Here is a 12,001-nt window from a genome sequence, read left to right on the forward strand (position 1 = left end):
TGTTTTCCGCTAAATGCAATAAAAATAAATAGATGAAAATAGCTATAGTATGTTATCCTACTTTTGGAGGTAGCGGAGTGGTGGCAACTGAATTGGGAATTGCCCTGGCCAATAGGGGACATGAAGTTCATTTTATTACTTACCGCCAACCAGTGCGTTTGGAATTGTTGAGCAATAAGATATACTTTCATGAGGTACACGTACCTGAATATCCCCTGTTCCATTATCAGCCCTATGAGTTGGCTCTTTCCAGTAAATTGGTAGATACTATTAAGTTATTCGGTATTGAATTATTGCATGTGCATTATGCCATTCCGCACGCCTATGCCGGGTATATGGCCAAGAAAATGTTGGAGGAGGAAGGAATTTATATCCCTATGGTAACCACATTGCACGGTACGGATATAACCTTGGTGGGCAAGCACCCCTTTTATAGGCCAGCGGTTAATTTTAGTATTAATCAATCAGATGTGGTTACCTCTGTTTCCCAAAACCTCAAGGAGAGCACTCTGGAGTTGTTCGATATAAAAAATGAAATAGAGGTTATCCCTAATTTTATAGACAAAAGGAAATACAGCATGCACTTCACGGACTGCCAGCGTTCCCTGATGGCTTCGGAAGAAGAAAAAATTATAACGCACATCAGTAATTTTAGGAAGGTAAAACGTATTCCGGACGTGATAAATATTTTTAATAAGATTCAAAAGCAAATACCCGCCAAGTTGATTATGGTTGGCGAGGGCCCAGAAAAGGAAGGTGCAGAGCGTTTGTGCGAGGAGCTTGGGATTGTCGATAAGGTTATCTTTTTAGGAAATAGTAATGAAATAGATAGGATTTTATGCTTTTCGGATCTGTTCCTTTTGCCATCGCAAACGGAAAGTTTTGGATTGGCGGCCTTGGAGGCAATGATCAATAGGGTAGCCGTTATTTCAAGTAATACTGGAGGAATACCAGAAGTTAACCGTCAGGGCATCACTGGCTATTTAAGCGATGTGGGCAATGTGGATGAGATGGCTGATAATGCCCTCAGGATATTGAGCGACGACCAAACTTTGGAAATGTTCAAAAACAATGCGGCGAAGGCGGCTATGGACTTTGATATCTTGAAGGTATTACCATTGTATGAGGCAATATATGAAAAGGCCCTTTTGGCGAGACACGAAAGTATATAGTAGAATTCATGAGATCATTACTATTATTCTTATTCCTTTTAGGAGTTTCCTGTTCTGGGCAAAAAAGGTTGCCAAAGGATAGGGATGTTAGTTCTTCACAAAATTCAAAGGAACTTCAATTGGTACTTCAAGATAATTATAGTGGGGTGGAACAAACGGAATTTCAAGTAATTCGTGATTCAAAAGCGTTAAAGAATTTTTTCCTGCAAATAAATAAAACCAGAAAACCAGGACTTCCAATTCCCGAGGTAGATTTTAGCAGGGAATTACTCTTGGTATATTGTGCAGGAACTAGCTTAGGTATAGATAGATCGGAGTTGGTCATTGTTGAAGATTCCGAGGATAATATCGTAATTGGACTAAAAGAGCACACCTCAGTCGAGAAAGAATACCCCAATGTAGCCACTATGCCCTTTTGTATTTACAAAATGCCCCTTACCCCAAAAAAAATTAGTTTTCAGAAATTGAAATAGAGCCTTGTGAGCTCTGCTGGGTAATTAAAATCCTGATTTTGGATATTTGTACAGTCACATTTTTCTCCCAGTACAGGTTTTCCTTTCAATGATACGGAAAGCCAATTATATCGGTTAAAATGCCGTTTTCTTGGATGAAAAAATATTGGAAATTAGAATTTCCAGAAACAAGTTTTGTAGGAAACCGCTTATCGATTTTCGGGGCTTTTTATAGAATTTAAATGGAGTCCATTTAACATTGCCATAGCTTTGGACAAAGATTATAAAGAATCCCAAAATTACAATGCTATGAAAACCTACGCGTTTGCTATTACTTTTTTATGTGCTATTTCCTTTAATTATAGTGGTGCCCAAGAATTACAACTTAATGCCAAGGACAGTGTCGTTACCAGTTCATGGGTCTTGGGAGTCGGATACAATATTGTGGACGATTCCGCTACTCCATTTGGTGATGATTTCCTAAATATTAAGGATACATGGAATGCACTTCCTTATCCTTCTTCTATAAGTATAGGTAGATTTTTTAAAAATGGACTTGGAATAAAGGCTATAGGCTCTTACAATAAATATGATATCGGAAAGAAAGTGGACGGAGCAATTAATACTGTTGAGAGGGATTATTACGCCATTGATGGTATGATAAGCTATGACCTGAACAAGATTATAGGCGAAACGGGCTGGTTTGATCCATTCCTTCAGGTGGGAGCCGGTTATAGTGACATTGGTTCTGTAGGAAGGGCTACTGGTAATGCGGGTTTTGGTTTTAATACTTGGTTCAATGATAGATGGGGATTAAACTTTAATACCATGGGAAAATGGGGGCTGAAGGAAGGATCCACCAAACAGTTGCAGCATTCCGCTGGAGTGGTATACAGGTTTGGAATTGAAAAGGAATTGTCCAAAAAAGGACTGGAGAAATTGGCGCTGATCGAAGAAAACCAAAGGGTTTCAGATTCTATTGCAGCGGCTAAAAAGGCAGAGGAAGAGGCCAGACTTATGGCCGAGCGATTGGCTCAGGAAAAGGAAAAGGCGCGTTTGGCAGCAGAAGAGCAGGCTAGAAAAGATGCAGAGAACAGAAGGAGGACAGAGTTGGAAAATAAAATTAAAGATTTGGGCAATGTGTACTTCAGTCTCAACTCTTCGTACCTTAGCAAGGAATACAAGGAATTGTTGGACAAATTGTCCATGTTGATGGAAGAAAATCCAGCTTTGACCTTAAAAGTAGGCTCACATGCCGACTCTAGAGGAGCTGAGAAATACAACCAATGGCTATCAGAAAAGAGGGTAAAACAGACCCTGGATTATTTGATAGCTAAGAAGGGAATTGATGCTTCAAGGTTAACTGGTGATGGATATGGAGAGACTCAATTAACGAATGAATGTGACAATAACACCTACTGTCCAGAATCAAAACACAAACTAAACAGAAGATCTGAGTTTGAGGTGGTTGAATTTTAAATAAAATTTCTAAGCCATTCAGAATAGTTGAAATGGATTATTAATTCTTTGGGCCAATAAAACAATTTAAAACATCCTAGGTAAATGCTCAGCTTTTATCTAGGATGCATTTGTGAACCGGATTACATTTTCACATATATTTTATTTAGATATAATTAATTGTAATAAAATAAAGGAAGTTATGATTAACAGAAGGCTTCAGAAATTTAATTTTTTTTTCGAATTTTTTGAAAAAAGTTCTATGTTACCGTTTTATGAAAGCATAACCAATAATACAAATGGAGGAATTGTTATTAATACAAATTCCGAAGAAATAGGGCGAAATAAAAATAAAGTAAGTGTGGTGAATTTTATTCCTCCCTATTTGGATGCAAAAATAAATATTCAAAGCAGCCCTTATAGAGCATTTCAAGTTAAACCTAGAACTGGGTTTATTATGGATTTAAGTCCATTTTCCAATGCCGATGATTACCTGAAGTCACATTTAGGGTCTAAAAACAGGAGAAATATTTTAAGCCGATTAAAAAGACTGGAAACCTGTTTTGACATAACATATAAAAGTTACTTTGGTGAAATTGAAAAAGTGGAATATGACTTTTTGTTTGGGGAGTTTGAGAGAATGATCAGTAATAGGTTTGAACAGAGAGGGGACGAGCACGTTGGTTTTCAAAGATGGGACGATTATAAAGAAAGTGTTTATGATCTTATTCGGAACAAAAGAGCTTCCCTTTTTGTAATATATGATCAGAATAAACCTATAGTAATAAATTTGAATTATCATTATCAAAATATCTTGGATATTGCCATTCCGTCCTATGATATCGATTATTTTAAATTTGGTTTAGGACAAACTGCCTTAGTAAAGCAATTGGAATGGTGTTTTCAAAATAATTACGTTAGAGTAGATTTGCGTTGGGGAGAGTTAGCCTATAAGCGTCTATGGTGCAATGCCATAATGAAGTACAAATGCGACATTGTCTATAATAAAAATATCCCAACCTCTATATTGCTTGCTTTTTTTATTTCTAAAGGAGTTAATATGAAAAGGGCACTGGAAGACCGCAAAATGTGGCCAATAAATTTAAAATTTTTATTCAACGGTAAGGATAATGAAAATTCAGGAAAACACGTTGATGAAGTAGCTGTTGCCAGATTCGAAGAGTTGGAGGCGCTTCCTTCCCAAGAAGAAATACGTATATTGGACGTAAATAAAGAAGAGTTCCGATTTTTACGTAATCATGTATATAATTTCCAATATGCCAAAAATGAGCATACTGGGAATATTGGGGTTTACAGCATCAATACTGAGAAAATGAGCTACATAATCCAAGGGAAGTCCAAATTGCAAAAACTTATTTTGTAAATTTGCTTCCAAACATTGGTATAAGTTTTTGTAAATTATTATCACTGGTGGTCATAGTATTATGCCCATAAAAATATAGGAGCTATTATTGGTTTGGTTATTTGTATAATTTTAATTTACCTATTATTCTATAGTCTAAATCAGCTTTAATAGACCTATCATGCCACAAAAGGATATTTCATTAAATTCCTTTAGTTTAAATAAAGTTTCCCATGCTTAGAAGATTGAATTTCTTTTTCGAATTTTTTGAAAAAAATTCGATTTTACCGTTTTATGAAAGTATAACTAATAATATTAATGGGCATATCATTAATAATGAAAATTCGGAGGCATTAAAAGCATATGAAACTGGTCTATGTGTATGCGTGGTAAACATGATTCCGCCCTATTTTGATTTAAAAATAGGCGGGCAAAATAAATTATATAGGGCATTTCAGGTTAAATACAGAACTGGTTTTATAATGGACTTAGGTCAATATTCAAATGCCGAGGAATATTTAAAATCACATTTGGGTTCCAGGCATCGGAAGAATATTTTAAGCAAGTTAAAAAGGCTTGAATCCTGTTTTGATATTAGCTATAAAACTCATTTTGGAGATATTGATGATTTAGAGTATAAGTTTTTGTTTGAGGAGTTCGAACGAATGATAAGGGATAGGTTTAAACAAAGGGGAGAGGAGCATGTTGGTCTAAAAAGGTGGAATCTATACAAGGAAAGTGTATATGAATTAATTTTAAAGAAAAGAGCCTCCCTTTTTGTTATTTATGATGGTAAAAAACCTATATCAATAAATCTTAATTATCACTTTGAAAATATTCTGGATAGTGCCATAACATCTTATGATATTGATTATGCCAAATTTGGTCTTGGGAATATTGCCGTTTATAAAAAAATGGAATGGTGTTTTCAAAATGATTACCAAAGAATAGACATGCGTTGGGGAGAATTATATTATAAGCGACTATGGTGCAATGCCATTGAAGAATATAAGTGCGACGTTGTGTATAACAACTTATTTATTGCCATGCCTATAGCATTTATGGTTGCTAAGCTCATCATTTTAAAGAAATTCTTACTTCAACATAAAATATTACCCTTTAATCTTAGTTATGGAAGCAGGCATAAACCCAGTCAAAATGTTGAAAGTACTAGTGCACCATCTTTTAAAATTGAAAATCTAACCAATCTTCCTAGTAAGGACAGATTAAGTTTGCTGAGTTTAGATGAAAATAAATTGGATTTTTTGCGGAATCCAGTGTATAATTTTCAATACTATAATATGGAACATACTAACAATATAAATATTTATCAAGTAAACAATGATAAGACGACTTATATAATTGCAGGAAAATCGCAATTACAAAGGCTTGTTTTTTAAACCATTTTTCTTCTATGCCATAGAATCATTGAGGTTGTGATTTTTCTTGGAGTAGAGATTGGAGTTAAAATATGATTATTTATGAGATCCATTTTACAGCATGTATATTTAAAAATACAGTTGATGCCACAATAAACGTTTATGATTGATTAAAATTACAGAAAATTGTAAGAAAATGAAATTTTGTCAACATCAAATTGTATTTAATAAGTTTCCCCATGCTTAAAAAATTGAATTTTAGTTTTGAGTTTTTCGAAAGGAATTCTGTATATCCATTTTACCAAAGTGTCTATAATAGAACCAATGATAGTAAATTGGTCAATAAGAGTACAGAAAATGTGGGAAGATATTTAAATGACATATGTATTGTACAATACATCCCGCCATATTTTGAACTTGAAGTTGATAAGGAGAATTCTCCCTTTGATCTACTTAAAATTTATGCAATACCTGGTTTTAGGGCGGATTTGGAGACTTTTGTTAATGTGGAGGAGTTCATGAAGAGTCAGTTAAAAAAGGGAGTGATCAAAACTATCAAAAGTCGCCTCAGAAGATTGGAAAACTGTTTTGATATTACCTATGAAATGTACTGTGGTTCAATAACCAAAGAAAAATATAATTTCCTGTTTGATGAACTGGAATTAATGATAAACAGGAGGTTTTCTCAAAGGAATGAAGCTCATTCTGCATTAAGGAAGTGGACATTTTATAAGGAAAATGCCTATCAGTTAATATTGGATAAAAGGGCAACTTTTTTTTTAGTTTCTGATGGTGAAAAACCAATTGTGATCGGCCTAAATTTTCTATATGAAAATATTTTTGACAGTGCCATTACATCCTACGATATTGATTATGCTAAATTTGGACTAGGTAATTTAGCTGTTTTGAAAAAAATGGAATGGTGTTTTAATAATGGATACAGTAAGTTTGATATGCGATGGGGCGACTTGGCTTACAAGCGTATGTGGTGCAATACTATAGAGCAGTATGAGTGTCACGTATTGTACAATAAAAAAAATATTATTAAAAGAGTAATGGCCAATATGGTAGCCGTTGTAATAAAGTTCAAAATATATTTAAGAGAAAAAAATATTCTTCCCATAATGCCCAAAATTAGATCAATATTTAAAAAAAATACAGAAAAGAGGTCCGCATCATCAAAATCTGGGGCTTCTAAAATTGAATTGGTCGATTTGGTTGAGAATGTACCATTTAAGGATCACCTTGTGGTAGATACAAGTACGGACGAATATTCTTTTTTACGAAAAATAAAATATGACTTTCAATACACTAATTCAGAGCATTCCAATACTCTCAATGTCTATAAGATATTGGACAGAGAAAATTCCTATATTATTGCTGGAAAAAATAAAGCCCAACAAATAATCTATAAATAGCAATTACTTGAATAAATTGGTTGATATTAGTTTAGTTCATAGGTTGCAATTCTTTAAAATAATATGAGTAAAAGTGTCATTTTTGATTCGGTGTACTTTGAGAAAAAGACCGAGTGTTCTGTCATTAACAAGGTATATTTAAAAAATAGTCCAGAAAATATCATTTATGCTCAGGAGAGCACTGGGAATAATTCCAAATCGGGGATTCATATTTTGGAAGATGTACCCTCTTATGTGAATATTGAATTACATGAAAACTATAATGGCTATAATTTTCTGAAAAGTAACGTTTTGGGTTTTTACGTAAATCTTGAAGGTTATTCCGATGTTCAAGAGTACTTAAAAACCCAAATGGGAGCAAAAAGTAGATCTAGATTAAGAGGGTTGGTCAATAGATTGGAAAAATGCTTTGATATTACCTATAAAATATACTTTGGAGAAATATCAAAGGAGGATTATGAGTTGCTTTTTGCATATTTGAAAAAATTTATCGAGGAAAGATTTTCTCAAAGGGGAGATAAGCATCAGGCGATGAAGGAATGGAATTTATATAAGGAGCGCACCTTCGAGATGATTTGGAAAAAAGAAGCTTCCTTATATGTTATTTATAATGAAAACAGACCTATTGATATATGCCTCAACTATCATGTTGCCGGTGTGTATGTCAACAAAATTAGGTCATATGATATTGATTATTCTAAATTTAGGCTAGGCTATATAGATATTATAAAGCAACTGGAGTGGTGTCTTGAGAATAATTATACCATATTTGATTTAATGAAGGGCGATCTAAGATATAAGCGAGAGTTTTGCAATGTTATAACTAATTTGGAGCGCTATATATTATATCCAAAACATAATTTTGGGGCCAAATTATGGGCCAACATTAAAAAGGAGGAATTGTTGTTGAGACCGAAATTAAGATTTATAAAGGACGCAACCAGGAAAGTATTAAAAACTAATACATCAGAGGACACTGTTCAGGAAAACAAGGAGCCGGAAATAAAAATAGTAGAATTAAAGGTGTTCCCAACAAATATTAAGTTAGAACTGATTGATTTGGATCAAGAAGAATTTAACTCATTAAGAAAAAGTGTAAATGAATTTCAATATAGTACTTCCGAGCATTCAAAAGATATTCAGATATATAAATTGACCGATGAGCCCGGCTCCTTTATTGTAAAGGGCACTTCCAAAATCATAAAATTCAGTTTATACTAGTACTAGTCAAATAGGTTGCCATGAGTATATAAATAGCTGTTGGAGTAACGAAAAAACGGGCTCAACCATAAAGAGTTGAACCCGCTGAAATAACTGAATAAAAATTTAGGATAAGGTAAATCTATTTATTGTTAATTATTAGTTTTTCAAGTTTATCCAACCGACTTGTCAATAATTCTAGAGACTCCTTATTGCCTTCCAATTTAGAATTGGCAAGTTTCAACGCTTCAATTTCTTTTTGTTGTTGAATTACATATAGGGTCAATTCCTCTATTTTTTGCAATAGTTTGGAATTCATTTCTCCCAATTTAATCCCGTTCAGCTCAACTTGTGCGGCACTTGGGATATTCTCTAAATGTCCTTTATCTAAAATATGCCTCTCCACCTCCTCCAGAGTTGGGAGATCATAAGATTTAGTAAAGACATAATCCGGCCAATTTTGTGATAATTCTACTTTAATTTCTTCTGCCACCATATTACCATCAACAGCCAATCTATAGCCTTGGGTATTTGAAGTGCCAATTCCCACATTACCTGTATTATAGAATGTGTCATTTCCGTTAACGGACCAAGGAGAGCTGGTAAGTAGTGCCCCGTTGATACGCAGTTCATTGGCGTTTATGGTTCCTTCAACGTCGAGCTCAAAATCAGGAGTGTTGGTGCCAATACCCACATTGCCAGCGCTATAAAAGGTGTTGGATCCGGAAAGGGACCACGGAGAACCTGGAAGCGGGGCTCCGTTGATCAAAAGATTTGTTGCGTTTACCGTACCTGCCACATCCAACGCGAATCCTGGATTGTTGGTGCCTATGCCTACACGTCCTGCGTTATAAAAGGCATTAAGGCCGTTAAGGCTCCAAGGCGATGCTGGAAGTGGACTTCCGTTAATCAATAAATTTGTTGCATTGACCGTACCTGCCACATCCAAGGCAAAACCTGGATTATTAGTGCCTATACCTACTCGGCCAGCGGAGTAAAAAGTGTTGGAGCCATTTAGGGTCCACGGGGAACTTACAAACTCCGTTCCATTTACGATTATTTCAGACGCGCTAAATGTTCCGGCCACCTCTAGGCTATAATTTGGCGTTAGTGTGCCTATCCCTACATTGCCTGAAGCAGGGTAGTAATTTCCTTGACCATAACCACAAAGGGCGAAAAGTAATGCTATGGGTATAATGTATTTTTTCTTCATGATTATATAATTTAAGGGAGGATTTAGACCTGCTCTATTCATATTGCCTTAACTCAAACGACAGGTTGGTGAAATTATCCATAAAGGCATTAATGCCATTTTGAAGTTCAATTCTGACTTGATTATCGCCGATTATTTCCCCTCTTACCCCGGTATGGGTTGTTGGTGTGGTATAAAAAATAACGGTTTTACCAATGGTAATCGTTTTGTCGAGGGTGCCCACATATTTTCCCTGAGACTCCCTGACCCAACTAATGTTTAAATCCAAAGTATTTTCCAGAACGCTGGAACTTGGATTCTCCGTCCCCGATTGACTAAGCAATGAAACATAGGATTGATAAGTAATATCAGCATTGTCTCCGTTGCACAAATATTCCGTACTTGTCACTTCATTGGCATCCAAAGTTCCATTGGCATTGGCATCCAATCCTGATTGAACACTGAATCCACCATTGGAACAATTTGCCCCTGGTTGCTCTACAAGCGTTTTGATCAATCCATTGAATCCATTACTGCCGTCAAGGCCATTAATACCATTAGAACCATTAAGGCCGTCTGCGCCATCTTCTGGACTACAGCCTACAAAACCAGCCAAAAAGACGAGTGATATAGCAATTTTAAAAAGCTGAGTGTTACGCATAAATAACAATTGAGTAAGATTTAATTAGTTAAAAATACAAATAGGGCATAACAATATATTGAACTTTAGTCGAAAGAATAAATATAATCGACAAATGTAACATATTTCCCAATAAGGGAATAGGTTTTGGATACTTCTTAAATAGAATACTTTGATAAAAGGTTTTTTAGAATATAGAATTAACTTCATTTTGATGGGGAAATACATATTTAATTATGAAGGGTGCAACTTATATTGAAACTACTTCTATTCCGGAATTGGCAGTCAACTATTAAAAAAAGATTTTAAATAACCTTGTTAAGATAGATTTACATTATTTTTTACCATTGATAGGGAATTAAGTGCAGTTCATAGATTATAATACTTTAAGGTCTTAAAATATGTTAATTTTACGACAAATTCCCTCCCTATGTTCTTTCAATTTTAACAAGCTTTTATATGAAAAAAGTACTACTATTATTATTGTCATTTTCTTTGATGTTTTTGGATGGGGCAATTGGCCAAGATTTACATACCCAATCCAACGCAGCTTCTATTGCAAATGAAGCGAATTCCACAGCAGGATGGTCGGGCACGGCGGTAATCAGCTCGGATAATTCAAACCCCCAGCTTGGAAATTTTGCCATAAGAATGGTTTCCAATACCGGTAACAGATATCGTATGGATTATTTTTATAATGCAACGGTAGGTACGGATTATGTTATCAGGATTTGGGCAAGGCAAGGGCCACAAGTCACAGTTCCGGCAGCTCCGGCTTTTGCCAATTGGTCAGGCGTCACCGGATTTTCCACCACTGTAATTTCAGAGACGGATTGGACGGAATACGTTTTTAATGTTACTGCAACTTCCTCCAATCCCCGAATAACTATTTATAATGGAACCTCTTCATCAGGGAATACTGCTGGAAATACCGTATTTATAGACAATGTCTCAATCCTTCCTGCTGGTGGCGATACGGCACCACCTACTGCACCGACCAACCTAGTAGCCAGCGGAACAACTTCCACTAGTACTACTTTAAATTGGAACGCTTCTGCGGACAATGTTGGAGTAACGGGATACACCATATTTCAGAATGGTGTCAATATAGGGACCACCAACGGTGCTACTACGTTTAACGTAACCGGTCTTTTTCAAAACACGACATATGCTTTTACGGTAACGGCTAGGGACCAAGCAGGGAACATTTCACCCGTTAGTAATACGGCAAATGTTACAACTTTACCTCCAGTCGATGGCCAGGCGCCAACGGCACCGAGTAATTTAAATGCCAACGGAACCACAACAACGACCACAAACCTTTCCTGGACGGCCGCAACGGATAACGTTGGGGTAACAGGTTACACCATCTTTCAGGACGGTGTCAGTATCGGGACCACTACGGGAGCCCTTACTTTCAATGTAACGGGACTTGCCCAAAATACAACCTATGCCTTTACGGTAACGGCAACGGATGCAGCAGGGAACGTTTCACCGGTCAGTAATACGGCAAATGTCACCACCTTGACGGCCGCTGATGGTCAGGCGCCAACTGCACCGAGCAATTTAGCGGCCAATGGCACCACCACTACTACCACGAACCTTTCTTGGACCGCTTCTACGGATAACATAGGGGTTACTGGATACACCATCTTTCAGGACGGTGTCAGTATCGGGACCACTACGGGAGCCCTTACTTTCAATGTAACGGGACTTACCCAAAATAC

10 protein-coding genes are annotated in these 12,001 nt (G+C 36.0%); 8 read left to right on the forward strand and 2 right to left on the reverse strand.

Annotated elements, in window-relative coordinates:
* Positions 1-32 precede the first annotated feature (32 nt).
* The 7 genes from bshA to MWU84_RS16335 all read left to right on the forward strand — a co-directional run bounded on the left by bshA (position 33) and on the right by MWU84_RS16335 (position 8,463).
* Positions 33-1,172, forward strand: coding sequence for an N-acetyl-alpha-D-glucosaminyl L-malate synthase BshA (gene bshA / locus MWU84_RS16305; RefSeq protein ID WP_246903586.1), 1,140 nt, complete (start codon positions 33-35; stop codon positions 1,170-1,172).
* Between the two features lie 8 nt (positions 1,173-1,180).
* The gene (locus MWU84_RS16310) at positions 1,181-1,645 is read left to right on the forward strand and encodes a hypothetical protein (RefSeq protein ID WP_246903588.1); all 465 of its coding nucleotides are present in this window, start codon (positions 1,181-1,183) and stop codon (positions 1,643-1,645) included.
* A gap of 288 nt (positions 1,646-1,933) precedes the next feature.
* Positions 1,934-3,103 (forward strand): OmpA family protein, encoded by a 1,170-nt coding sequence (locus MWU84_RS16315; protein ID WP_246903591.1) that lies wholly within the window; start codon positions 1,934-1,936, stop codon positions 3,101-3,103.
* 181 nt (positions 3,104-3,284) lie between these two features.
* Complete coding sequence (locus MWU84_RS16320) at positions 3,285-4,466, forward strand: GNAT family N-acetyltransferase (RefSeq protein WP_246903598.1); 1,182 nt, start codon at positions 3,285-3,287, stop codon at positions 4,464-4,466.
* Between the two features lie 212 nt (positions 4,467-4,678).
* A complete protein-coding gene (locus MWU84_RS16325) occupies positions 4,679-5,845 on the forward strand; it encodes a GNAT family N-acetyltransferase (protein WP_246903601.1) in 1,167 nt (388 codons plus the stop codon).
* Between the two features lie 218 nt (positions 5,846-6,063).
* Entirely contained in the window at positions 6,064-7,242 is a 1,179-nt protein-coding gene (locus MWU84_RS16330; protein WP_246903604.1) for a GNAT family N-acetyltransferase, read from the forward strand.
* 63 nt (positions 7,243-7,305) lie between these two features.
* Positions 7,306-8,463 carry a GNAT family N-acetyltransferase gene (locus MWU84_RS16335; RefSeq protein WP_246903606.1) on the forward strand — a complete coding sequence of 386 codons (1,158 nt, stop codon included), beginning with the start codon at positions 7,306-7,308 and terminating at the stop codon, positions 8,461-8,463.
* A gap of 121 nt (positions 8,464-8,584) precedes the next feature.
* On the opposite strand, the gene MWU84_RS16340 is transcribed toward MWU84_RS16335, so the two are convergent.
* Positions 8,585-9,655 carry a hypothetical protein gene (locus MWU84_RS16340; protein ID WP_246903607.1) on the reverse strand — a complete coding sequence of 357 codons (1,071 nt, stop codon included), beginning with the start codon at positions 9,653-9,655 and terminating at the stop codon, positions 8,585-8,587.
* A gap of 34 nt (positions 9,656-9,689) precedes the next feature.
* A complete protein-coding gene (locus MWU84_RS16345; protein ID WP_246903608.1) occupies positions 9,690-10,295 on the reverse strand; it encodes a hypothetical protein in 606 nt (201 codons plus the stop codon).
* A gap of 438 nt (positions 10,296-10,733) precedes the next feature.
* Here MWU84_RS16345 and MWU84_RS16350 point away from each other — a divergent pair.
* Positions 10,734-12,001 (forward strand): fibronectin type III domain-containing protein (locus MWU84_RS16350; protein ID WP_246903609.1); only part of this gene is annotated, 1,268 nt, incomplete at its 3' end.

This window comes from Arenibacter sp. F20364 (assembly GCF_023015905.1).
Classification (GTDB): domain Bacteria; phylum Bacteroidota; class Bacteroidia; order Flavobacteriales; family Flavobacteriaceae; genus Arenibacter.

Coding starts and splice junctions, on each gene's coding strand:
- bshA (WP_246903586.1), top strand. CDS start 33: ATGAAAATAGCTATAGTATGTTATCCTACTTTTGGAGGTAGCGGAGTG.
- MWU84_RS16310 (WP_246903588.1), top strand. CDS start 1,181: ATGAGATCATTACTATTATTCTTATTCCTTTTAGGAGTTTCCTGTTCT.
- MWU84_RS16315 (WP_246903591.1), top strand. CDS start 1,934: ATGAAAACCTACGCGTTTGCTATTACTTTTTTATGTGCTATTTCCTTT.
- MWU84_RS16320 (WP_246903598.1), top strand. CDS start 3,285: ATGATTAACAGAAGGCTTCAGAAATTTAATTTTTTTTTCGAATTTTTT.
- MWU84_RS16325 (WP_246903601.1), top strand. CDS start 4,679: ATGCTTAGAAGATTGAATTTCTTTTTCGAATTTTTTGAAAAAAATTCG.
- MWU84_RS16330 (WP_246903604.1), top strand. CDS start 6,064: ATGCTTAAAAAATTGAATTTTAGTTTTGAGTTTTTCGAAAGGAATTCT.
- MWU84_RS16335 (WP_246903606.1), top strand. CDS start 7,306: ATGAGTAAAAGTGTCATTTTTGATTCGGTGTACTTTGAGAAAAAGACC.
- MWU84_RS16340 (WP_246903607.1), bottom strand. CDS start 9,655: ATGAAGAAAAAATACATTATACCCATAGCATTACTTTTCGCCCTTTGT.
- MWU84_RS16345 (WP_246903608.1), bottom strand. CDS start 10,295: ATGCGTAACACTCAGCTTTTTAAAATTGCTATATCACTCGTCTTTTTG.